13 protein-coding genes are annotated in these 25,965 nt (G+C 46.7%); 4 read left to right on the top strand and 9 right to left on the bottom strand.

Annotated features, from left to right (window positions below; all coding sequences use genetic code 11):
* The first annotated feature begins 115 nt into the window (after nt 1-115).
* Nucleotides 116-856: a hypothetical protein gene (locus ACY2RR_RS14485; RefSeq protein ID WP_490108869.1), complete on the top strand. Its 741-nt coding sequence runs from the start codon at nt 116-118 to the stop codon at nt 854-856.
* 155 nt (nt 857-1,011) lie between these two features.
* Here the strand turns inward: ACY2RR_RS14485 and ACY2RR_RS14480 are convergent, their stop codons facing one another.
* The 9 genes from ACY2RR_RS14480 to ACY2RR_RS14440 form a co-directional block, all read right to left on the bottom strand.
* Complete coding sequence (locus tag ACY2RR_RS14480) at nt 1,012-1,680, bottom strand: YciC family protein (RefSeq protein ID WP_490108868.1); 669 nt, start codon at nt 1,678-1,680, stop codon at nt 1,012-1,014.
* 104 nt (nt 1,681-1,784) lie between these two features.
* On the bottom strand, nt 1,785-2,261 hold the full coding sequence (bamJ, locus tag ACY2RR_RS14475; protein WP_490108867.1) for a BamJ family beta-barrel-assembly machinery protein: 477 nt from the start codon (nt 2,259-2,261) through the stop codon (nt 1,785-1,787).
* Nucleotides 2,262-2,278: 17 nt separating this feature from the next.
* Nucleotides 2,279-2,872 carry an HD domain-containing protein gene (locus ACY2RR_RS14470; protein ID WP_490108866.1) on the bottom strand — a complete coding sequence of 198 codons (594 nt, stop codon included), beginning with the start codon at nt 2,870-2,872 and terminating at the stop codon, nt 2,279-2,281.
* 115 nt (nt 2,873-2,987) lie between these two features.
* Entirely contained in the window at nt 2,988-3,470 is a 483-nt protein-coding gene (locus ACY2RR_RS14465) for a hypothetical protein (protein WP_490108865.1), read from the bottom strand.
* On the bottom strand, nt 3,467-3,802 hold the full coding sequence (locus ACY2RR_RS14460; RefSeq protein WP_490108864.1) for a hypothetical protein: 336 nt from the start codon (nt 3,800-3,802) through the stop codon (nt 3,467-3,469). The genes ACY2RR_RS14465 and ACY2RR_RS14460 overlap by 4 nt, the downstream gene beginning before the upstream one ends.
* Before the next feature lie 123 nt (nt 3,803-3,925).
* The gene (gene metG, locus ACY2RR_RS14455) at nt 3,926-6,004 is read right to left on the bottom strand and encodes a methionine--tRNA ligase (RefSeq protein ID WP_490108863.1); all 2,079 of its coding nucleotides are present in this window, start codon (nt 6,002-6,004) and stop codon (nt 3,926-3,928) included.
* A gap of 141 nt (nt 6,005-6,145) precedes the next feature.
* A complete protein-coding gene (locus tag ACY2RR_RS14450; RefSeq protein ID WP_490108862.1) occupies nt 6,146-8,107 on the bottom strand; it encodes a preprotein translocase subunit SecA in 1,962 nt (653 codons plus the stop codon).
* On the bottom strand, nt 8,104-10,260 hold the full coding sequence (locus ACY2RR_RS14445) for a site-2 protease family protein (RefSeq protein WP_490108861.1): 2,157 nt from the start codon (nt 10,258-10,260) through the stop codon (nt 8,104-8,106). The genes ACY2RR_RS14450 and ACY2RR_RS14445 overlap by 4 nt, the downstream gene beginning before the upstream one ends.
* 1 nt (nt 10,261) lies before the next feature.
* Entirely contained in the window at nt 10,262-12,079 is a 1,818-nt protein-coding gene (locus tag ACY2RR_RS14440; protein ID WP_490108860.1) for a GAF domain-containing protein, read from the bottom strand.
* A gap of 337 nt (nt 12,080-12,416) precedes the next feature.
* Here ACY2RR_RS14440 and ACY2RR_RS14435 point away from each other — a divergent pair, with 337 nt between their 5' ends.
* The 3 genes from ACY2RR_RS14435 to ACY2RR_RS14425 all read left to right on the top strand — a co-directional run bounded on the left by ACY2RR_RS14435 (nt 12,417) and on the right by ACY2RR_RS14425 (nt 25,953).
* Complete coding sequence (locus tag ACY2RR_RS14435; RefSeq protein WP_490108859.1) at nt 12,417-13,988, top strand: TolC family protein; 1,572 nt, start codon at nt 12,417-12,419, stop codon at nt 13,986-13,988.
* Entirely contained in the window at nt 13,985-14,896 is a 912-nt protein-coding gene (locus ACY2RR_RS14430) for an efflux RND transporter periplasmic adaptor subunit (protein ID WP_490108858.1), read from the top strand. The genes ACY2RR_RS14435 and ACY2RR_RS14430 overlap by 4 nt, the downstream gene beginning before the upstream one ends.
* A 95-nt stretch (nt 14,897-14,991) precedes the next feature.
* Nucleotides 14,992-25,953 carry an LEPR-XLL domain-containing protein gene (locus tag ACY2RR_RS14425; RefSeq protein ID WP_490108857.1) on the top strand — a complete coding sequence of 3,654 codons (10,962 nt, stop codon included), beginning with the start codon at nt 14,992-14,994 and terminating at the stop codon, nt 25,951-25,953.
* Nucleotides 25,954-25,965: the final 12 nt, after the last annotated feature.

Below are 25,965 nucleotides of genomic sequence, written 5' to 3'. Positions count from 1 at the left end.
GGCATGCAGCCCGATTGGGAGTGGCAAAGATATCTGGGGGTTGAGTTGACAAAGCGAATGAAGTCTTGCGCCGTAATAGAGTACAGTTGCGCTCTTAAACAAAGAGGATTTGTTGATGGCGTACTTCAGAAAAATACTTACTGCCGTGGTCATTTTGCTGGCGGGGAGCGTACAGTCTTCGGAGATCTCATTAAAGGCTCAACAAGCACAGGTCATGGCCTATCAGGCGAGCACAGGATTTCACTTGTTAACGGTGCTTTTTGGTGACGAAGAACAACAAGAGCGTATAGAGGCGGTTCTGAACGATCTTGAGGAGTCTATCTCTACTGTTGCCTCGGAACTCGAAGAGGTTGAGCAGCAAACATTGGTGCACAGATATAATGTCTTTGCTGAAAAGGTGCAGAGCAATAGCTATCAGGAAGACGGCTTTACTTCTACCCTGCAAGTAAATGAGATGGAGTCTGCTTTAGAGCAGCTTCAGGAATATTTACAGGGGGTCAGTGTTGGAACTGTCGACCCTTATCTTTCTGCCAGCATTCAGCTGAATAAAACCACTTCACGTTATACACGCCTTGCAGCACACTGGAATGGCAGTACCATGGTGGCGGCAGACAAAGAAGGTGACACAGTTGATATTCATGCTGACAGTGTCGCCCAACAATTGAACGCTTTTCAGGCAGCGTCAACCACCTCTAAAGAGAGAAAGGAAATTAAGAAGGTTCTCTATTTGTGGAACAATCTGGAACCAAGGTTTTCAGATTATAACCGTGACCCGGTGCCATACTTTGCTGCCAAATACTCATTAATAATAACAGATCACTTAGAGTCAATCAGGCTTGGTAAGCTTAATCAGTAATGACGGTTGACCTCAATACAATCCCAGATGCTTGTTCAAGGGGCTATTTTTCCATATAAAAATCAGTAAGACATAAAGAGCGATGATTGCCATAGCAGAACTTGCAGGCTGAGTTGTTGCTCAGCCTGTTCTTTAGTTTTATGCCAGTGCTTGTCTCATGAAGAGCTGCGAATGGCGCTGAATACCCGGAACAGATAAATGGGGTATAAAGTCTGCAGCAAGGCTTGGAAGGTGGTAATCACAACACTGATAGCTGGATTATTCATGCCTGCAGAAAACTGTGCCAGGACTATGGAAAACATTGTCACCGTTGGGAAAAGAATCCCTAACCCCAGAAAAATAACCCATGTGACCGATGAGCTGGCAATAAAGCTTTTACGGATGCTTTCAGTCACCGATGTGCCTTCCAGCATGCAATACATGTCAGAAAGAGCCAGACGAATCATGATGATGATACCCGGCACAATAAACAGTGACAGACCCGCCATAATGGCAAGAGTGGAAAGTAGTGTCAGCAGCAGCATGCGTGGCCAGAATGGCACAGAATAGCGATAGCACTCGCCAACGGAGCGGCGTTGCCCACCGATAACGGCAGCAATAAAGAGAATCAACACACTGTGAACAATGGGGTAAAGCGCCAGTTCAGTCATCAGCCCGGCATAAAGCTGGTCGCCTTCGGCCATAGATTTAATCACTAAGCGGTGGACGAATTCACTGAGAACAGCGTACGGAAGAACAATAACAGCCAGTGTGCTGATGTTACTTCGGAAGAATGTCAGCGTATCTCGAAGGTAAGTCTGTACTTGCTGTGGAGTTGTTTGCATTGATGACTTTCAAAGAAGAAAAGGAATATAACGGGGGTTGTACCATAACTTACCGTTGCCGGTGAATGGACATCCCCCGCTTTTTATTACGCACTTAATCCTGTTTAGGATTCTATACCTAACAGCTCTACATCAAAGATCAGGGTTGAGTTGGCAGGAATACCGCCCATGCTCTGACTGCCATAGGCAAGGTTGGCAGGTATAAACAGGCGATATTTGTCGCCTACAGACATAAGCTGCAAACCTTCCGTCCAGCCGGTAATAACCTGATTCAAACCAAAGCTAATGGGTTGCCCGCGTTTCACAGAACTGTCGAACACAGAGCCGTCAATCAAAGTTCCGTGGTAGTGAACCTTAACCTTGTCGGTAGCAGAAGGAGACGCTCCGCCTTCACCTTTGGTAATGATTTTGTATTGCAGGCCTGAATCGGTAGTGAACACTCCCTCTTCATCTTTGTTAGTGGCCAGGAAGGCCAGCCCTTTTTCCAGTGCTTCTTCGCCCAGCTTTTTTTTCTGCTTAAAACGCTGTATGCCCCAGAGCAGCATGACAGCAATAAAAACAATAATCAGGATATTGGACACGAAATTTACCTCGTAAATTAACCTTCCAGCAGCCAGCCTTTTTCAGCTGCCAGATCAATTTGTTCCAGAGCGTATTCCCAGAGGCGTGGCGCCGCTGTTTCAAGATAGCGGTTGCGCTCGACAGCCTGACTCTTTCGAATACTGTGTTTTATCCAGCTGCCGCCATTATTCGCCAGGTTCTGCAGTAAAGGAAGAATGCGATCCATGGCTTTGGCAAAGTGGGCATCGGCTGTTTGTGCGTGTTCGAACTCTAGCCAGAGTGCTTTCATCTGTTGGTATTGATTTTCTGGTAGCAGACCAAACAAGCGATCAACGGCTTTCATTTCCTTTTCTTCCTGACCGTCCAGATCCTGTTGAGTGGCAAAAGCGAAGGTGTCACCGGCATCAATTTCCACAATGTCGTGGATCAACAGCATCATGGTTACCCGGTGGATATCAACAGGTTCACTGGCGTAAGCATGGAGAACATGGGCCATGGTGGCGATATGCCAACTGTGTTCAGCACTGTTTTCGTGGCGGTTGTTGTCGTTTTTTACAGTGGTCTGGCGATAAACGGCTTTGAGCTTGTCCAGCTCAAGAATAAAGGCCATTTGCTGGCTGAGTTGTTCCATGATTTTCCTTATTCTCTCTGTGTCACGCATGAAGCCCAAACACAGAACATCCAGATAGCGGGAATGGCTATGGTGCCATAAATAGTAGCGGCGTGTACCGCGTTAAAACAGATTTTTAACGGCCCAGATTGCGTAGCTTTAGAAATATCTGGACGACACTTTTGTGACCCATCATCAAAAACAGGCCAAGAATGATCTGCAGGGCAGGAGTGAAGATATTTTGGAGAATGTTTGGGACTTGTTCAGACTGGCTCAGTGAAAGTGCTATAGAGACGAACAAAGGAGATAGCGAGCTGAACACAAAATAAAGCCCCAGAATAAAAACCAGAACGGGCAGCAGTGTATCTGCCGTTACGTCAATTGTGAGCTTGCTATCTTCATGAATCAGTTTGCTGGATAGCTTGGGAGCCAGAAACCAGAGTACAACTCCAATACAAACCGGCAGAAGCTGAGTGATTACCAGAACGGTTGTATAAATGTTTTGGGTATTATTTGTGGCCTGATCAAAAACAATTAGTAACCCAGGCAGCACAGTCAGGCCTTTGGCGAGAAAAATAATAGCTATGAGTCTGATAGTCGCAAATGCCAGCTGGTTCATAAGGTCTTGTACTCACTCAGCAGAATATTTCTGATAACAAGGTACGCCATCACGAGATAGCCAACAATCCAAATGAGATTCACGGATAACCAGCTTGGTTTCTGGTCATAGATCTCAGAGAGTGCCAGCAGTGTATTGGTAATCAAACTGCAGATAATAAAAATAAAGGCGCAGGTTGTTAGAGTCCTTATATAGGTTAAAAGTTCATTGTTAACCGTGATGTTATCGGCGGTTGAAACAGTAGTGGTGGCAGATCTTGCTCTGGCATCAATAACAGCAATAACAATCGGTGAAATAGCCGTGATAATTCCGGCAATATTGATAGCATCCATAGCTCTGCAAAATTCCCTGTTTGTTGTGTTGATAGAGAAATATTGCAGGTAAGTATAGGGAACAGTTTGAGGTGGGAAGTAGGTTGGGTTAGCCGCAAAGCGGCGTAACCCAACACAGCAGAATTACATCACTCGCATGCCAGGCTTGGCACCTTCGTGAGGCTCGAGAATCCACAGATCCTTACCGCCAGGGCCAGCAGCCAGAACCATGCCTTCACTCATGCCAAACTTCATCTTGCGTGGCTTAAGGTTGGCAACCATTACAGTATGTTTGCCAATCAGGGCTTCCGGTGCGTAAGCAGCCTTGATGCCGGCAAAGACATTGCGGGTTTTCTCTTCGCCAATATCCAGAGTCAGGCGCAGCAGCTTGGCAGCACCTTCCACATGCTCGGCATTCACGATCTTGGCAATACGCAGATCGGTTTTGGCAAAGTCGCCAAACTCAATCTCTTCTGCCAGAGGCTCTTTGTCGATTTCGCTCTGCTCGGCTTTCTCTGCCTTTGGAGCAGCAGCGGCCATAGATTCCAGCAGCTTCTTGGCATCTTCCATCATGCCATCAACATTCTTCTGTTCAACACGGGTCATCAGCGGCTTGAACTTGTTGATGTCGTGGTTGAACAGCAGGGTTTGGCTATCTTCCCAGTTCAGGTTTTCTACCTTCAGGAACGCTGCGGCTCTTTCAGCTATGTCTGGCAGAACCGGCTTCAGGTAGATCATCAGCAGGCGGAACAGGTTGATACCGGTGGAGCAGATATCATGCAGCTCCTGGTCTTTGCCTTCTTCCTTGGCAACAACCCATGGCTTCACTTCATCAATCCAGGCATTGGCTTTGTCAGCCAGAGCCATGATTTCACGCATCGCCTTGCCGTATTCACGATCTTCATAGTACTGGGCGATGGTTTCGGAAGCGTCCATGTAAGCTTTGGTCAGCTCAGGCGCGCAATCGGTACCAGACAGCTGCCCACCAAAACGCTTGGCGATAAAACCGGCGTTACGACTGGCGATGTTAACAACCTTACCCACCAGGTCACTGTTAACACGCTGCATAAAGTCATCAGTGTTCAGATCAATATCATCAACCCGGCTGGAGAGCTTGGCCGCGTAGTAGTAACGCAGATATTCAGGGTTCAGATGATCCAGGTACGTGCGGGCAGTAATAAATGTGCCGCGGGACTTGGACATCTTCTCGCCGTTAATAGTCAGGTAGCCGTGTACGCTTACCTTGGTTGGCGTGCGGTAGTCAGCACCGGTGAGCATGGCTGGCCAGAACAGGCAGTGGAAGTTCACGATGTCTTTGCCAATGAAGTGGTGCACTTCACAGTCAGAGTCTTTCTTCCAGTACTCGTCGAAGTTCAGACCTTCGGTGCGGTCACACAGGTTCTTGAAGGCAGCCATGTAACCAATAGGTGCGTCCAGCCAAACGTAGAAGTATTTGCCAGGTTCGCCAGGAATCTCAAAACCGAAGTAAGGCGCGTCGCGGGAGATATCCCAGTCCTGCAGGCCACTGTCCAGCCACTCGGCCAGCTTGTTAGCGGTTTCGTCCTTGATAGTGCCGGAGCGGGTCCAGCCTTTCAGGAACTCTTCAAAGTCAGTGAGTTTGAAGAAAAAGTGTTCGGAGTCCTTCTTTACTGGCGTAGCACCAGAAATGGTGGAGTAAGGATCTTTCAGGTCGGTTGGGCTGTAGGTGGCGGAGCACACTTCACAGTTGTCACCGTACTGGTCGGCAGCGCCACACTTAGGGCAGGTACCCTTGATGTAACGGTCAGCCAGGAACATTTCCTTCTCAGGGTCGAAAGCCTGGGTAATGGTACGGCTGGCAATATGCCCCTTCTCTTTCAATGCCAGATAGATAGAAGAGGACAGCTCGCGGTTTTCTTCGCAATGGGTGGAATGATAGTTATCAAACTCCACATGGAAGTCGCCAAAGTCGGCGATGCGCTCTTTGTTGATCTTGGCAACAGACTCTTCCGGAGTCATGCCCTGTTTTTCAGCGTGCAGGCTGATAGCAGTACCGTGAGCATCGTCAGCACATACGTAGGTGCACATGTGCCCACGCATTTTCTGGAACCGGCTCCAGATATCGGTCTGGATATATTCAACCAGATGGCCCATATGAAGAGGACCATTGGCGTAGGGCAGGGCGCTGGTGACAAGAATTTTGCGCGTTTCTTGCGTTTGTGCAGGCGTGTGCTGTTCGGACATGGGCGAACGACGTCTCCAGAATGGAAAACCCCGAAGAATCTCCGACGGGGAAAGGAAAACAGTAAACTCCCATTATAAGGGGATGAACAGGATTCGGGAAACTGTGATCAACACTTGTTTCCCTGCCTTTATAGCTGTCAATTAATGCCCTGCAGAAAAGCTTAAGGATTTTTTCAGGTTGATATCGCTTTTAAGAACCTGCTGACGTTGTTTGTAAGCTGATCTCTCAGATTTTTTTTGAGCCAGGGCAAAGAGCCCGAGAATGATCGGGCGAACAGGCTTTATGCCTGATAACCTGCGTAAATAATCTATGCTCCTTGGGGACAAAGTCTGCTGGATAAGCTCATCCTCAAGACTGAGAATTGTGGTGGTTTTGCCAGGATCTCCCTGGCGAGCGCAACGACCTATCAGTTGTCTGTCAATCCGGCCGCTGTGGTGTCGTTCCGTTACGATGACATAAAGTCCGCCTGCTTTTTTGCTTATCTCATCAAGTGAGATATCAGTCCCTCTGCCGGCCATATTAGTCGCAATAGTTATGGCCCCTTTCTGGCCCGCTGTGGCAATAATATCTGCCTCCTGCTTGCTGAAGTTGGCGTTCAAAAGTTGATAGGCCAAACCCTTCAAGTCAAACAGCTTTGCAACCTGCTCGCTGTCTTCAATAGTGCGTGTTCCTATCAGCACTGGCTGACCGGTCAGGTGATGGTCATGAACGACTTGATACAGGTAATTCCATTTTTCACTTTTGCCCGGAAATACTTTGGTTTCCTGTGACGTTCTGTTGCACTGCTGGTTTCGGGGTACTTTTAGCAAGGGAAGTTGATAGATCTGCCATAGCTCATCAGCAGCCTCTTTCACGGTACCACTCAGTCCGCTCATACGGGAAAAAAGCCGGAAAAAGTTTTGATAACTCATTCTTTCCTGGACTTCATTGGGAGCCGTAATCGGCACTCCTTCTTTCGCTTCTACAGCCTGGTGAAGGCCAAGGCTCCACGAGCGCTCCGGCATTTTTCGACCACTGAACTCATCAACGATAATGACTTTCTCATCTTCAACCACATAGTGTCTGTTTATGAGATAGAACTCTCGAGCTGATAATGCCTGTTTGATAAGCTCCAGGCTGCGAGAGCGACTCTGCCACATTCTGGGGAGTTTCTCTGAAAGTTTGGCAATGACTCTCAGCCCTTCTCCATTTACCTGTATGTGCTTGCTTTTCTGGTCGACTTGATAATGGCGATTAATCTCAAGTTCCTGCGACAGCTGGTGGGCGAGTCGAATAGACTCTTCAAGCAAAGGGTTTTCAGAGGGTGCTGCAATGATTAATGGAGAGACAGATTGATCAATCAGTATGCTGTCAAGCTCGTCAACTATAACGCTGTGTATGCCACGGGTGGCAAGGCTGAAATCCGGGTGCCGGGTTTTGCGCAGGTTATGATGAGCCAGCCCTCTGCTTTTTTTCAAAAGAATGCGATCCCTGAGGAAGTCAGCCAGTAACTCATGGCTGGTTGTGTAGACCAGCTCAGAGGCATACTGAATTTGTCTTTCCTGTTGCGACATGGTGGAAAGAACAACACCAGAAGAAATATGCAGGCATTCCAACAGTGGCTGGATAAATTCTCTATCTCTTTCTGCCAGATAATCATTCACGGTAAGGATGTGTGCAGGGCGTTTATGCCAGGCCATAAGAATGCCTGCCAGACCGGCAACCAGGGTTTTACCCTCACCGGTATCCATCTCCAGGGAATAGCACTTGTGTAAGCCCAAAATACCAATTATCTGGACTTTGTGTGGGAGTAGCCCTAAAACCTGAGAAGAGAGCGCGGCGATAAGAGCAACGGCTTCTGTGAGTTGCTCATCAGGAACACAATCTTTGAGAAAAACAGGTTTTACACTACAGATTGCTGCGGTGAGTTTGTCCTGGCTGCGCCTGGCGTACTGCTTTGACAGTGTATGAATGTCTTCAGCCTGCCGCGAAAACTCTGTCAGTATTTTTTTTCTTCGTTTGTAACGACCTATCAGACTATTGCTGACTTGATCCAGGCCGCTTGGAATATTCGCTTTTGCCGGGGCCCTGAAATGGTACTGGTCAGACGAAGGTATCGTCATATCTGATACCTTCTTTGTACGGCCTGCCTGAGCTGTCGATACCATTGCCAGAATAAAGGTTCAGGAGTCAGGCTCAGACGTAAGGTGCCCGATACACCATGGAAAAAATCAAGATTTGTTTCGCTGGGTAAGGCGGCATAAATTTGAAAGAACGGCTCTGTGGTTCGGGTGCCGGTTTCATCATCGGCCTTTACCGCTACGCTTCCTCCACCCAGCCAGCCCAGGGCCGCTGAAGGCAGGCGTTCATTTTCAAAAGGAAAAATCTCTAATCCCGATGCCGTTATATTGTAGCTTTCCTGTCCCTGGATTCGCACTTCTGCAGGGCTATCATTATGACGCTGAAATACCAGTCCATCGTCCTGCTGCATTATGGCTGAGAAGCGATAAGCCTCAATATCGTACAACGTTCCAAGGGTCGTACCTTTTTCTATCCATGTTTCAACTCTCTCTGAAATATCAGGGGCTGACCATATGCCATCAAAAGGTGCCTTAAATGTAAGGTTGTTTTGATCTTCTTGAAGTTTGGCGAGACGCTTTTCCAGGAACTTATGTTTAACCAGCAAAGGTGCTAAATCCGCGTTGCTATCTACTCTTGCTTTTTCCTGCTGATACTTATTTTCCAATAGCTGAAGCTGAGCTGTTTTCAGTTCCCTCTCCAGGTCTTTATTTTCAAAGACCAGAAGCGGAGTTCCTTCAGCAACTGGCTCGTTGTCCTGCACCAGAACTTCCTTGAGATAGCCATCGGCCTGGGTATTCATTTGAGAGAAACTGGTCGCTTCTATAACACCCGGAACTCGAACATTATGTGGTGCGGGGATTAACCCAAAAACCACAATGAGTGAGAGCACAAAACCGGTTGTAATCCATTTGGCCTGTTTTCTGCGACGGGCGATTCTTGGATTACGCATCAGATATTGAACAAGTTTGACCGGTGGCGGAACAAACCACATGAACAGGCTGAACAGAGCCATGATCAGACCCAGTATCAAATATTTGTCGGCTACAAAGAAAATGATTCCGACAAGGATGACAACCCTGTAAACCGTACTCAAAATGGCGTACACAACCAGATACCACGCCTCTTTTAAGCTATAAGCTTCTGACGTTAGCTGCTGGCATCGAAATACAAATCTTTCAATAAGATATACAACCTGCTTTCTGGAGCGCTGGTAGAGATTGGGAATATCCAGAGCATCGGAAAGCATGTAATAAGCATCAAAGCGCAGAAGTGGGTTTCCGTTGAACAGAAGAGTGGAAACTGACGCAATGAAGATTATGTTATAAGCCAAACTGTTAATCAGCCCGCTGCCGGTGTTGGCCCAGACAATAGCGGCTACGGCGGCAAGCCAGAGTTCAACGATCATTCCTGCCCCGCCCACAAAAATACGCTGCCATGGGCGTTTAAAGGCCCAGCTGGACGTTGCATCCATATAAGGGAGCGGAATCAGGATAATCAGCATTACGCCCAGAGTGTGCACTTCTCCGGAGTAGTGGCGGCAAACGATTGCATGACCCAATTCATGGAGGGTTTTCACCAGAGCCATAGCCAGATAAAGGAGAATCAAATTGCCGGGGGCCAGAAGCCCGTTGCTTTGATCTAGAAATGAGCCAGCGTTATCTGCAATAGCTTTTAAACCCAATGCAACAACGGCAAACCAAAGCAATGCTCCTGCTCTGCTGAATAATGGGCTGAAAAAAGGCCCTGCCTTTTTCAGTGCAGCATCAGGATCTAGAAGCGGGATCTTGATAAACATGAAGCTCAGGAGTTTTGCTCGCAGCTCTTGTTTTTTTCGTTGCTGTTGCCGTTGAAAAACCGTTTGGCTGTCTGTAGCTGAACTGTATTGCAACAGGCTGTTCTGGTGCAGCAGGGCCAATAAATCGATAACTTCCTGTTGCCCTGGGGTGTTGTCGGGTTCTTCGTTCAGTCTGGCCTGCCATACCTGATCAATAGTCAGATCCAGGGTCAGGCTGTTAAGAAATAAATAAGTATCTGGTCGCACCCTGAAGAAACGATTGCTGAATGGGTCGCCCAGTACATACCACCAGTCTCCCCGAAACCGCTGTTTGTGGGTTTTTACTGTTTTTTTCAGCGACGCTCTGATATCTGCGACACTGTGCCAGGATTCACTGAATGTTTGAGTTGAGCGCGTCATACTAAATCCAGAACAGCAGGCGCAGGTAATCAGTTGTACGGTGGGTCAGAATCCAGAGGATGTTTCTTTCTCCCACTGAGATTTTGGCAATACCTGTCATTCCCGGGTGCCACCATTCCTGTTTCTGGTCAGTCAGTCTGGCTTTGAGAAGGAACTGGTTGCCATCACTGTTGACTGTTGCTGCAGGGCTTACCTGAACTATTTCGAAAGCAAATGTCTGGTCTGGGATACTTTGAAAACTCATTTCCCCCTTCATGCCGTTTTCCACTTCATGGATGTATTGTTCATCGAGTTTCAGTTCAACAAAGACCTGGTCCAATGGAGAGAGCTTGAGGAGAACGTCACCTTTCTTAACGGGAGCACCCAACATTCGGGAAATATCTCCCTCAACAACAACGCTATGTGCAGCTGCCTTGATGTCGGCCTTGGACAGATATTCACGAACCTGCTGCAGACGAATCAATGATTGTTGATAGCGTGTCTGGCTGATTCGCATGTCCGCCAGTTCGTTCTTCGCACGATACTTTTCTGTTTCTCTGCGCGAGCGGTTCAGATCCGCAATCAGGTTGGCTTCCTGCAGTAAAAGATCTTCGGTACTCAGCTGAACAACTGTTTGCCCAGTATCAACAGTATCACCGGCTTTAGCATGGCTTTCTTCTATATAGCCATCGAATGGTGCAGTAAGAAACAGGGTGTTTTCGGCCCTGAGTACAAAAGGAGCTTCTACGCGATAATTCCAACTACCAATAGCCATATATAAGAAGGCTAGAGTGCAGATTGCGGCAGTTGCTTTCAGAAAAGTATGTTCCACTCCAAATAGTGACGAAAGCTTTTCCCTTCCTGATGAGATCGTTCTTTGGAGAAAGCTGCGGCCTTTTTGTTTTTCTATGTGCAGTGCTTTACCAAGCTGGCTGCCAAGCACCCGCAGTTTGAGCATTTCCTGTTCGCTGAACGGAGTGTCAGTGTGTTCCAGTGTTAAAACGCCGACAACTTTATCCTGATCTCGTAAAGGGATTGAAGCAATCGCCGCAGGAGCGTGTTGACGAGCCAGATCCCTGTGCCGTGGATAAGAATCTACAGAATCCGTGTAGTGAATTTCTGTGTTGAAATCCAGGGCCTCCTCCATGGCATTTTCAATCTGCTGGCAATACTCCATTTTCCTTTCGAGTTTTTCATGCTGACTGATTGCCTGCAGTCGAATGTAGCCTCGCTCAACCCAGCCGAGGCTGACATTGTTGTATCCGTGATAATGGTTGAGGTCGTTGCATAGAGTCAGGGCGGCCTGATCAAATCCGGAACAGTTCTGGAGAGTTGCAAGCAATTCCAAAACTTCAAATGCTGCTTTGTTATTTAAGCCATCCTGTTTGACACTGGCGTATCTGAAGAATGACAGTGGTATATCGGACAATAGCTGAAAGCTAACTGCCAGATTTGAAGAAGAGGTGTTCTGGTGCTCTTCCAGCAACAGGGCTACAGCAATGCTTTTGGAATCATCATCCAGGGGAAGAACTCCAACTAATAAGCGCCCCTCACTGGTATTGTGAATATACAACCCGGAAGTTGAGTTTTTTGCGGACGTTGCTGCATAGGACACGTCCCGCAGAAATTCGGAATTAAAAGAAGTTGATTTAGGATGGTTGAGAAGAGATAGCCAGTTGTCTCCCTGGGATATCAACAAAAGCACTTTGCTGGCATGAAAGAAAAGGCTCAGCTTTTCAATGTATATTGGCCAAAATGTTTCGGCAGTGCCTGAAAAGTGACGTAAGTCCTGTAGTTCAGATATAGTCGTGGTGTTGGTATCCAGACTGCAGATACTCATAAAAAAGAGTTATCCCTGTTGTTATTTTCCCATTGAAGCAGGGAATTTTCCGTTGGTCTTAGCTTATTCGGATGAGCTTTTGCCGCGATCATATAACAGGATTTCAACCAGTACACCCCTCCAAAGTAAAGTTGCAGGTTTTGTCAGCTTTTCTCAGGAATGAGAACTTGATCACAGCTCGGTGAATCAATAGGCTCTCCTGTACTAATAACAGTCAGAAGTCGTTTGTGGGCTCTAGTGCGACTTTTTGAGCAGTAATTACAACAAGAGCGGGCATCAATTAGTTTTGCCAGCCAACACAACAAGAACAAATTTCTAAGTCTGGAAAAAATCGCAGATGTTGAAAAATCAAAGAAACCGATTGCATGGGCGTTCTGCCAAAATGACTGCCACTGTGTTGGCTGGCTTTATTGCAATCGCCTCTACTGCCAAGGCTGAAGAGAAGAAATTTACTCTTGGACTCAACCAGTATATGGATATTGTGACCGGCAATAATATCCGGATTCAGTCTGGTGAGCTTGATTGGGATATTTCCCGCTATGCAACAGAGAAGGAAGAAGGTGCATTTGATCTTGGCCTGAAAGGCAGCCTGTCACAAGAAAAGAATCAACAGCGAAACACTGTTCAGGAATCTCTGAGTCGTTCTTCGCTGTCGGAGTTTGAAGAAGAAAACAAGCTCTACAATCTCAACCTGTATAAGAAAATTGAAACCGGTGCCACTCTGGAGCTGGAGCTGAACCGCCAGGATTTAAGAAACAGTGTTCAGCCAGGGTTTGTTTATGGCAAGGAGCATGTCTTCAAAGCTGGTGTAAAGGTCAGGCAGCCCCTTTTGAAAGGGAACTGGAAAGCGGCAACCCTTGAGCGGGATATTGCCCTTAAAGGTGAAGATGTCGCCTATCAGGACTTCAGACGATTACGCCTTGCAGAAAGTAATAACGCGGTTCAGGCCTATTGGGATTTCTATCAGGCTCAGGGCAACTTGAAAATCAGTCAGCACAGTATCGACTTGCTGAAGGATATGCTTGAACACGGTCGTCAAAGAGTTCGTATGGGTATGGTTCCCATGACTGACGTTATGCAGATTGAATCCCGCCTGGCTGCTGAAAAAGCGATTTTTACCCAGGGTAAGCAACAGTTTGTGGCAGCTATGAACCAGCTGAAGAATTTTATGGCGGTTACGGTTGATCCTGCCTACCAGGCTATTGAAACAGATAATAGAGACTTTGAAGCTTTGATCTCTTCATTGCAGACTCCTGCTGTCGATAGTGCTGGTAGTTTTGATGTTGCCCAAAAGCGCAACCCTCAGCTTTTATCTTCCAGGTATGTAGCGGAACAGGAAAACCTGAAGCTGGTATTTGCCAAAGACCAGACATCTGTTTCTCTCGACCTGGTTGCCAGTTATCACCAGAACGGTCTGGATAACGATTTCCGTAACTCTGTCAGTGACACCTTCACCGGTAAGTATCCCGGTTATGCCGTTGGGCTGGAGTTTAATATTCCCCTGACTAATCACCTTGGGCGTGGAGAGGTTGGCGCAGCATCCGCACGTAAACAGCAGGCCCTTTATGCGATCAAAGATACAGAGGTAAAACTCTCTAACCAGATTTCTACGTTGGCTGAAGATATTCGCAATAAATACGACAATATTATTCAGTTGAAGAAAGTAAAAGAAATCAACGAAAAACTGTTTTCTATCCATAGTAACAGCTACCAAAAGGGTAAGGTTTCCATTGATGATGTGATTAAGAGCGAGCGCCGCCTGGAGGTTACCCGTGCAGAACTGCTTGCAGCGCTGATTGGCTATCAGAAAGCAATTTTCCAGCTGAAAGAAGTGGAAGGATCTTTGCTCACGCATTTTGATATTGATGAGTCCCTGATTCCTGAGCAAGACAAGGAGCTGCCTCTATGAGGTTGTTTGCCGGTATTTTTCTTTTGCTCCTTGCAAAGATTGTTGTTGCCAGCACTGCCCTCGAAGAGGGTGAATTCTCTGAGTTGTTAATAGACGAAACTATGGAATTCGTTTCGCCTGCAATCTCTGATACTTCCGCTTTGTCTGGCTCCGGTTTAGCCAGTTCAAAGATTATCGGAGTTACTGAGCCGGTGAGAGACGTCAATCTGGGAGCGTCTGTCACAGGCCGTATTTCTGAGCATTATGTAACGGAAGGACAGCAAGTCAAAGAGGGCGATACTCTTGTGGGTATTGAGTCTCTGGCTGAGCAGTTAGAAGTTAAGCGCCGTTTGCTTTTATGGAAAGACACCAGCGAACTAGATGCCGCTCAGAAGCAGACAGCTATTTATCAGACACTTTATGAAAATGCCAAAACCCTCCACGACGAGAGTGGTGCTGTCAGTGGCGATGAGTTAAAGGAAAAGCAGCTTCAGTACCTTTTGCAGTCAGCAAAAGCAGACTTGTTGTTGACGAATGAAAAGCGGGAAGAACTTGAGTATCACCTGGCTCAGGAAACTTTGAATAAGCACTTAATCAAGGCGCCCTTCTCAGGGGTTGTCACCTCTGTATGGTTTGTGAAAGGGGAGAGTGCTCAGGCCAATAAGCCAATTCTGCGGCTGGTTGATTCATCGCAAGGACGATTTGTAGCTAATGTTGAAGAGGCCGTTGCACGACAGTTTGCTGTCGGGCAATCGGTGGTTCTCAATATCAATGCGGGTGACAGCACGCTACAAAAACAGGGGCGCATCTCTTTTATTTCCCCTGTAACTGACCCGGCCAGTAATCTGATTCAGTTTATTGTTCTGTTCGATAATCAGGACGGCGCAATAAAACTGGGTGTCAGCGGGTATATGGAAACGATTCAGTAAGCACGCTTCATCAGTATCGGCGTGTATGACAGGCTTAGTGTAAAAGTTATTTAGGGTATTTCGGGCACTGACTCCAGAGGCTCAGCGGAAAAATTATGGATAACAAAATAAAAAAACATCGCAATGTGAGTCATGAGCTGGAGCAGCTTGAAGAAAGAATCCTCCTTTCTGCTGACCCTCTATTGATGCCTTTGATGGTAGATACTCCTGAGACTTCAGATGTCCACTTAATGGAAAAACCCTCTGATCAGGAGTCTGGCAGTCAAGTTGTTTCTTCTTTTCAGCCCAAGCTTCTCAGCAGTCTTGCTTCACAAGAGGATAATATTGCTATCGATGACCAGCTTGTCGAAACCGATAAAGGCCTAGTTGTTGAACAGGGGCAGAAGCTGACGGGTAATGGCGATATTCAGGGCCAGCTTGTTAACCATGGGGTTATGGGACCAGGTAACTCGCCAGGTGTCGTGAAAGCAGGCAGTGTCCAGTATACCGATACCTCTGAGCTGATCATTGAAATAGGCGGTACGGCAGAGGGGGAGTTTGACCAGGTTCAGGTTGATGGGTTGGCAACTCTTGATGGTAAGTTGTCAGTTAAGCTGATCAACGGGTATGAACTGCAGGAAGGTGATAGCTTCCAGATCATGACCTATGGTGACGTCGAGGGGAAGCTCTCTTCAGCTGATGGCCTGTTTGCACTGGATGGTGATGGCAGTGGCTATTTTCAGATCGAACAGACTGATACCGGAATCAAGCTGGTATACCGTAAGCTGGGTAACGGCCTGAAAATTAGCTTTGCGAGTACAGAGAGCGCCAATGCTTTTGGTGAGCAGCTGAATAGCCACTACTTCGAGAGTGAATCAAGTAGTGTTCAGGATCAGGCAATAGTTGAGTTTGCTGATTTTATTTATTTCCAGGGTTCTATCAAAATTGATGCTGCTGTTGCTAACGACATTAAAGTAGCAACTGGCTTTTCCAGTGAACTTGGGCTGCCGTCTGAGCTGACTATTGACCGTACTTATCTGACTATCAGCGTAACCAATGCATCTGGCTTTATTGGTTATGGTGGTCCTGCACAGATTGACCATAACTTTGATGGTAAGTTTGACGGCCCGGGTGAGACAAACAGTAATGCAAAAGGTTTGTCGTTTAAAGATGCCAGTTTTGGTATGGCCTACTTCAATCTACCGGCCGACTTCCTGGATTTAGACATCAGTTTGCCAGACTTACCGAGTCTTCCTGATGTGGAAACCAAACTAGCTAACAGTCTGCCCAATTTTTATGCTCTGAAAGCAGAAGTCGGCTCATTTGAACTGGTCGGGTTTGACTCACTGTTTTCTCTCAGTGCAGACAAACTTGTTATAAGCATAAATGGCAGTGGTAACTGGCTACCTCTGAGTGGCCCAGCCATAGATTTCCAGAAAAGCTTCGATCAGGGACTAAGTGTCCCCGTTGCGGATGGCTCTGATCCTATTGTGCTGGATTTTGGCGGCAGCCAGATCATGAAAGCCACTTTGATTAATGGTCGTATGAGCCTTTTGAATTTTGTGCATGTTTATGGCGACTTGAGCCTTGAGAAGGGGCGGACATCAACAGTTGATGTAGTCACCGGTCTTCCATCTGATATCAGTGGCCTTTTATCGGGGCTGGGTGGAGCTGCCGATTTCCTGAACAGCCTGGATGACCCCAGTGTTATTAAAGGTTTAGAAGTCAGTGGCTTCTCTATAGCCGGAACAAACCTGAAGGCTTTTGTTGGTATCAATGGCGGGTTTGAAGCAGATGGTAACCTGTCTAATAGCAATACTTCTGGCTTGTTGCTGGGTGGTGTGACTTTCGCCTATCTGGATCTCTCCCCCACGCGTCCGGATCTTAGTGGCCTTATGAGCTTCACGGCAATTTCTGCGACGGCGGAAACGGTTGAAGTCAGGGGTATTGATGGGCTTACAGTTAAAGCTACAGATATTCGAATTGATATTAATTCTGGCAAAGCGTGGCCTGGCAACGCCGGTACTCCTGTTATTGATTTTCAAAACAGCTTCAAGGCTGAGACCACCGACACGGATGGTGACGGGAAAATAGATCCTGCCGGATACGAATTACTTGTTGGCAATCAGTCACTTTATATCGATCACGCTGGCAGTGAGCTGGTGGCTGCCTCATTGATGGATGCCACTCTGAATATTGCCGGGTTTGTGGCTGCAAAAGGGGATTTTTCCTTCCGTAAAGGTGCAACCCATACTGTTAAGGTTAAAGACAACTCTGGAGCAGGTCTGGAGTATGATGTTGAAGTAGAGAGTCTTCAGGCTGGCGGGCAGAATATTACTGTGTTTGCCGGTATTGGAGATCTTGGGTTCCTTGGTGTTGATGGCTTAAATTCTGGCTCCACTGGCATGCTCCTTGAGGGCGTTGATTTTGCCTATGCCTCGTTTACACCTACAGCGGCAGGTGCTGCTGTCTTTAATGCCAGCTTCCAGGCTCTGTCTGTAAGGGCTGACAAAGGCAAATTTGTTGGGCTTGGTGGGGGTACTGCAGAATTTACTGATGTTTCCATCAGCCTGAATACCGGTAAGTTATTTAGTAACACAGCGGTTAAACCAAGTATTGATTTCTCAAACAGTGATTTTGGTGACCCTCTTGGTTATGCAGTTTCCACAAGTTCTGACCCCAACGATAAGATATATCTGGATTTCAATAATCATTTGCAGCTGATCTCTGCGCACGGGGTTCTTGATCTTGCAGGTGTTGCTGAAATCGAAGGCGATTTTGCCTTCAGCAAAGTGAAAGCGGTTGATGTTGATGTAAAGAGCAATCTGCAGAAGTGGGGAGCTCCTGATGAGTTCAGTCTGTCTGGTGAGATAGATGTTCTGGCCGTCTCGGTGACCAACGCTACCGTAAGAATGAATCTTGGTGTTGTTAAAGCAGAACTAACAGATGCAAATGTTGGGCTGTTTATTGGTACCCCAACATCTGCAAGCCTTGTTTCTGGCGCTGAGAAATTTGTTCCCAAATTTATCGCCATTAAAGCAATAACCAGTAGTGCAACTTTCACGACGGGTGTGGGTGATAAATTTAAGGTTATCGATATAACGTCGAATGAGAGCCTTGAGCTTGAAGCCAACTTCACTTACTTCCCCAAGCTGGACCCGAAAACCCAGGCTGCTATTTTAGCCCTCGGTGCTCCAGCCATTGATTTTACCAGCAGTTTTGACGGTGGTAGTTACCTGTTGCCAGCAGTTGATGGTGAAGAACCGATTGCCATGGACTTCAATAGTCAGGCATTCAACCTATTCGTAGAAGATGCCTCGATTGACGTATTTCTACCAGGAACTAGCACATCAGTGGTTACTATTTCTGGTGGTATTGCGATTTCAAAGCTTTCCTCCCAAACCGTGACTTTGACTGATGGTTCCACGATTGATGGTGTTGATGGTATTACCCTTGTTGGTAAAGACTTGACTGCATCGGTCAACCTGGGAGGCCTTGTGCTTAACCTAGGTGTTGAGGCAGAACTTGGATTGGCTCTTCTTGCTGATTTTAAAGGTGTAGAACCTGGTGCTACAGGTGTATTTAATCCTGATTTTTACTTTGCAATGACGTCTCAGTTGGATGCCAGTGCTCTCAGTGAGATACCTATTGTTGATGTGCCGGGGTTAGGCTTCGAACTGAAGGGGGCGCAGCTTAACATCAACACTAAGTTAGTCTCTGAAATAGAAAATCCTGCTGATTTTGCATCGGTTGATTTTGCCAAGAGTTATCAAGGTGAAACAGTTTCTGGAATTGACCTTAACGGTAACGGCCGTATAGACCAAACCGGTCTCGTGCTTGCCACGACCAAAAAGAACGTTGTTGACAGTGCAGTACTACTGAATTTCAGCGATCAGTTAATAGGGCTGCGTGGGCAGGCTGTTTTCACCTTTGATGCATTTTCAGCGATTCGATTGGAAGGAACCTTCCAGCTGGATAGCTCCGGTGAAGTGACACAAATACTTTTCGACGGAAATCTGAGCGTTAATTATGGTGCTGGGAAGCTGAACTTTAATGCCAAAGGGGTGATTTACAGTAAGGTTGTTGTCGACCCTGAAAACCCGGATTCCATAACCGACCAGGAATTAGCGATAAGCCTGCAGACTCAGGGTGGCTTTGATGTTCCCGGGCTCATAGGTTTCGATGGCAGTCTCAACCTGGTAGCTAATAGCACAAACCGCGATATTACTTTTACTGTTGCGAAAGATTTCCAACCCTTGCTTGGTTACAGCTCAGTAACTATTCCCGGTACTCAGGCGAATGTTGATGGCAGTGCAGGACAAAGTGGACCTTATTTCAGCCTGAGTGCTGATAAAGGCTCTTTAACCCTTGTTGACCAGTTCTTTGTTGATATCGAGAAGATCATCATCTCTGGTGATACTTCTGGGCTTACCCTTGGAGTGAAGGGTGACATCGGACTGTTTGGTCTGGGTAACTTTGGAGCAACAGGTAACATTCTATTAGGGCAGGGCATAAAAACAAACCTGGCTCTTGATGGTAAAGCGGAGATATTCGAACTTGTCACAGTAAGTGGCAATATGGTGTTCAATTTGGATGCCACTAAGAGTAACCAGTCTGTCAGCATTGGTGTTTCAGACACTAATGTTAAATTCTGGACTCTGTTTGACCTGAAGCCAGGTGATATCACTTTTGCTTACAGCAACGGAATATTCAGTGTTCAGAATCTTGGAGCTGATGTTGAGGTTCCGGGATTAAAAGGTGCAGTGAATGTTCAGTACCTGAAATCCAATGGTGACTTCAAATTCTCCTTTCAAGTAAAAGCTGGATTGAACGCAAGTTTTGGCCCCATAGGTGTTGGAGCATCAGCCACTGCAACACTGAAACTAATGCATAGCAGTGGTGAATTTGATCTCGATTCTGATCTGAGTGTTACAGCGTCTGTTGGTATTGATGCTGTTAAAATCAAGGTATTTGGTAAGAGCATCACCATTGTTCCTGCCTTTAAGAAGAGTGGAACAATCAGTGCTGGGCTGGATCTGTCATTTGACCCCAGCGATGGTGAGCTATCCATCGGCGCAGACCTGTTTGGCAAGATAGACGTATCTATTCCTATTGGCTTCAGGCTTCCTCTGCCAGATGCTCCTCCCCCTAACGTAGCGGCAAAGACTGGAAATGTTGTCGATGTTCACGTTGGCCAAAAGTCATACCTGCGTAATTACGACAGGGAAGATGTCAACGAAACCATCCGGATTCGTCAGCAGGGTAATACTCTGGTTGTTGATGTTCAGGGCAAGATCACCAAGCTGGATATTGATGGGAATGACACTATCCGAATTGATGGCGGCAACGGCCTGGACAGGGTTGTTATTGATAGTTCAGTGACAGCCAATGTTGAATTCTTGAATGTTGAAACTATCAGTTACTCTGGCAGCGGCCACGCACTGATTACCGGCACCAGTGGCGATGATTCCATTAAAATAAATGGTAACGGTACAGCTGTTATAAACTCCGGGGATGGCAACGATACTATTGTTATTAATGACAGTAGGAATGCAATTATTGATGCTGGAACTGGTAACGATTCTATAACTCTTTATGGTGCAGGCTCCCATACTCTCACCCCTGGAACTGGTGACGACACAATTCGAACCTTCATGGCAGGTGGCAGCCTGACCGTTGTTCTCGCGGAAGGGTTTGGTAACGACGATATCGGTGGTAATGGTGTCCTCAGCCGGCTTGATATGAGTCAGGTGCAGTCGGATATCAACCTTGAATATGATCGGCAAGGTAATAAGTTCTCCATGCAAAGTGCTGCTGGTACTTTAACCCTTGGTGAGGTCGTTGATCCTGAAGACAATGAAGTCGATAGTGGCATCGACAGTGGAGACAATGTTCCCCAGATTAGCCACATTGACTTCGGCAGTGGTAACGATACCTATGTCATCGTTGCTGCGGCCGATGTGACCCTGACAGAAAATGGTGGCAGCAACACCTTCTATTATGTTGATCAGGCTGGTGGCGACATCACATTCAACGGTAATAGTTTCACCCTCAATGGTTCTACCATCACCTTTGATACCGGTATTAATCAGCTATATCTGGGTAATATTGATTATGATGCGATAGTTAATTCAGAGCGCTTTGCCGGTATCTCCAACGCTCGTTTGGGTAGTGGTAATGAAACTCTCACATTGAGAACATCAGCTTCAACATATGCCCTCAATGCTACCCAGGTCAGTCTGTATGCCAATTCACTGGTATTGGTGAATAATTTCTCAGCTGCTGACTGGACTATTACCTCACGTTTAAATGCCCAGTTTAATGGTGATCTCACTGCGACATCAGGTGATATTATGCTGAGTCAAACTGAAGCTGGTGGCAGTGTTACCGTTTCTGGCAATATTTCCGCGCAGAGTGGTGATATCGAGTTTGATCTGGCAGGTAGCCTGATGCAAACCAGTGGAACAATAGCCACGGAAGCTACAGGTCGTACTCTGCAGATTCATAGTACGGATAGTGTTATTCGTCAGCTTGATGGTTCCCGCCTTTTAACAAAGAACGGCGATATAGAACTCCAGAGTCATGGGGATATGTTTATTGCCCATGTCAATTCGGGAACCGGGGAAGTAACCCTCACATCTCAGACTGGCGGTGTTTATGATGCTGGTGATTCAGACCTTGATCTGATTGCTGAAAATGTGTCGTTTACTGTTTTTGCTGGTTTTGGTGAAAACAATAATGCCATTGATTCAGAGATCAACAGAATCAATGGCACTGCGAAAAGTGGCAGTATTAGTCTTCAGAATACCAATGATCTGACGATTGACGGCAGTGGGTTAAGCGTTAATGGTAACGGGCATGTACTTCTTCAGGCGCAGCAGGGCGACCTTATTGTTAATAATGCCATTAACATTGCTGGTGCAGGCAATATTCGACTTGAGTCATCTAAAGGCAATCTAACAGCAAATGCCTCACTGGTTACCCAAGGGGCAGATTCTATCAGCCTGCTGGCAGAGAAGAGTATTACCCAGCTGGCAGGCACAACTATTCAGACCAGCGATGGCGGCAGTGTTGATCTCTACTCTCAACAAGGTTCAGTCAGCCAGACCGATGGCGCTGTGATAACTGCGGGTACCAGTGGTAGTGTGAGAGTTGAGGCGGGAACATCGATTGCTGTCTCATCGATGAGGGCTGGGGATATCAGTCTGTCTGCTGGAACTGGTTCAGTCACAGACTCAGGGGATCTTCATAAGGATCTTGAGGCTACTCAGTTGCGCATGAGTGCCGGAGCCGGAATCGGCAAGGGCAACTCTCTAGAGATCGCTACAGAGAAACTGGCTGTTCGCACTGGTCAGGATGGTGTTTCTCTGCTTGAAGATGACGATATTACGATTGATACGCTTGCGGCGATTAATGTTAACCGGGTCAATGCTGATGGTTCCACAACAGTTGTGACTGATGAGAGTCTCAGTGATGTTGTTACTCGCAGTAATGGCTCAATCAACATTGAAACTGTTGATGGCTCAATTCGTGTCTTTGATGGTGGTTCACCCGATAATAAAACAGGTATTTATGCCGATGGCTCTGGTGACATACGTCTTGATGCCAACGGAGTCGGTCAAGATGTCATTATTGAACGTGACACTCAGGTGTCCAGTCAGAGAGGCAGTGTAGAAATCACTGCTGCAGACAGTGTTGTTCTTGAAAACAACGCTGAGGTAAGTATTGAAGAGAGTGCTCAGTATCAATCATTAACCCTGGCTGCAGAAGCTGGTTCGGTAACACAGGGGCAGAATAGTGTAATTTCCACTTTTGACTCCTCTGTTGGTATCACTGCCAAGAACGATGTGATGCAGATGTCCGGTGCAGAGATTGCGATTACAGATACATCGGTAAACAACTCCCTGGATATTGTTGCCGAAACCGGATCAGTTTCTCAGGAACAAGACAGCCGTATCACTACCTTTGACTCTGATCTGGACATTACAGCCAGTATTGATGTGACTCAGGGTAGAAACTCTGAAATAGCCGTGCAAAATACGGCTCTGGATAATTCTTTAAATATTACTGCGCAGACGGGATCTGTCGTACAGACTGAGAACAGCCGGATAACAACGTTTGATTCCGGATTGAATATTACAGCTAAAGTTGATGTAACTCAGGCAAAGGATTCTGAGGTCTCTATTCAGAACACGGCTTCAGATAATGCGTTGGAGATTACAGCCCAGACTGGATCTGTCTCGCAAGCAGAGAACAGTCGGGTAACAACTTTTGATTCCGGACTGAGTATTACAGCCAAAGCTGATGTGACTCAGGCTCAGAGCTCTGAAATCGCTATTCAGAACTCGGCCTTGGATAATGCTTTAAATATTACTGCCCAGACCGGTTCTGTTTTGCAGGCTGAAAACAGCCGAATCTCCACGGAGAATTCGGCTGTTAATATCACTGCCCGAAATGACGTTACCCAGGACAGAAATTCAGAAATATCGATTCGCAGTGCAGCACCGGGTAACAGGCTGAATGTCACAGCTCAAACAGGAAATATTACTCAGGTTGATACCAGCCATATTTCAGCCATAAATTCTGATGTTTCTCTTTATGCGAAACAGAATATAGATATTGCTGATGTGAGTACTCCTGGTGCCAAAGTGACCATGACAGCTGAGCTTGGTGGTATCTATGATGTTGGTGAAACAGATATTGATGTAACCGCTGCAGAACTCCAGTTCACTTCAAATAAAGGTTTTGGTACTGACCTGAATGATATTGATACAGAGGTTCAGCGTGTTTATGGCTCTGTAAGTGAAGGCTCTATCAATATTCAGGAAGAAGATAATCTGGATGTTCTTTCCGGCGGGCTTAACATCGCGTCTAGCGGCAATATTCTTGTCAGCAACAAAGCCGGGGATATCTCCACCAGTGGTGATGTGCGTGTTGGCGAGTCTGGCAATATCCTGCTGAAATCTGACAACGGCAACATCAATTTAGGGGCATCAGTTTCCACAAACAGTGGGCAGTCCATTACCCTGCAGGCGAAAAGTAGTATTGATCTGCAATCTGTAGCTCAGGTAACCACCCAGAATGGGGGAACTATTGACCTGCTGGCTGAGCAGGGAAATATCCGACAGTCTGATGGCAGTGCTCTGGTAACGGCCCAGTCTGGAAGTATCAGGCTTCAAGCCGCTGACTCCATTGCTCTAGCGGCACTAAATGCGGGTTCTGGAAATGCAAGCCTGACAACAGATACTGGTTCTATTACCGATTCCGGTGACTCGCAGATAGATATTATCGCCCGCCAGTTAAGAATTGATGCCGGTACTGGAGCAGGAACCAGTAATGCATTGGAAACGGCTGTAGAAACATTTGCCGGCCGGGCTGGCAGCGGTGGTCTTCATATTAATGAAGGCAATGATATTGAGATAAACACCTTAACTGATATCAGTATCCAGCGTGTTCAGCTTGATGGGACTACCCAGCAGGTCACCGATCAGGCTATCAGTGATCTTCGTACTGATAATAACGGTTCAGTCAGCGTGACCACTGCAGATGGTACGATCACTGTTGACGATGGAAATATTCCTGATGATGGTGTTGGTATTTACGCTCAGGGCACCGGCAGCATCCGTCTTGAGGCAGGTGGCACAGGCCAGGATGTTCGAATCAAAGAAGACACTGATCTAGTCAGCGACACTGGTGATATCAGTATTCTGGCTCAGGATGCAGTGTTGCAGGAAGCCAATGCAGATCTCAGAGTGACCCGTGATGGTGATATTACAGTCCAGACTTTGGACGGTTCTATTTACATGACCGATGGCACAGTTGCTGAAACCAGTGGTGATGGCAATATTGTGTACCGAGCCAAAGCACATATTGATTTGTCCAGGTTGTCAGGACAGGCTCATACCACAGTCATTGCTGAAACTGGACAGATTCGGGATAACCTCGAGATTGGTGAAGGTAAAGTTGATTACGACAGCAAGATAGATCCGCAAAAGACTCGCTCTGTTGATTCCCTCCATACAACGGTTGTTGTTAACGGTGTTGAATACTATGGCGATGTAAAAATCGGCCAGCTGTTCGATGAGCAGAGCAATATTGCCTCTCAAAGCCTGAGCATGATTGCCAACCAGGGCATCGGTATTCTGGGTGTTCAGGATGTTGATATTGAGGTTGAGCAACTGGAGATGGTGAACAAAACTGATAATCATGTTTTTGTTCAGGAAAAGGACTCCGTTAATGTGTTTGGCCAGGGTGCCAGAAATATGAATAGTGACGGTGACCTGATGTTCTCAACCATTTCCGGTGAGCTGTACATTGATAATGAAAATATCCGGAACCGTAACGCCAGTTACTCTACAGAAGGGCAGCTTGTTTCTGGCTATACCGTTGATGGCTATACCCTTGAAGATTTCTATCTTGATGAAGGTGTACGCATCGTGAACGATCTGGTTCATACGGGTAAAGAAGGCTACCTGTATGTGCGATCTGCAATCGGTGACTGGGGTCCAATGAACTATGACCAGCTTGCGGATGAGTTGTCTCGTAATAGAAATACTGATTCGGAACTTCTGGATGGTAACGAAGCAGCCTTTATTAATGACTTTGCATTTGATGAAAATACTGAAGCAGAATCATCCGTATCATCTCCCAATTCGGGATTGAGTTCATTCGGGGATGGCATTGGATTAACTGAGCAGACTGGCACGAGTGAGGCAGGAGTAATAGCTATTAACGAAATCTCTCCGCTTCTGGAAGGTACAGGGCGCAGTGAAGCTTTGGAACTTTTGAGTCTCTATATAAACCAGGTTTCTGAAGCTACTGCAGCAGGTCTTGACCTCAATGCGCTGCCCGCAACACAGGCTGGTGGCGAGGATGTTCAGGAAGATGAAGCCACAAGCGAAAATGCTTCAGAGAAAATGGTGAGTATGGTTCTTCAGGCGATTACGTCTATGTTTGGAGATCAGAAGCTAAGTGTAGAAGAAATGTACATTATTTATACGCGCATGATGTCTGATCAATCCTCCGCAGCTATAGATTTTGATACGTTCTCTCAAATTGTGAAAACGTATCAAGCCTGACCACAGTCTCAG

This window comes from Parendozoicomonas sp. 2304DJ65-17 (assembly GCF_058148445.1).
The sequence above is the reverse complement of the archived record's forward strand: the minus strand, read 5'-3'. Positions and strand labels throughout refer to the sequence as shown.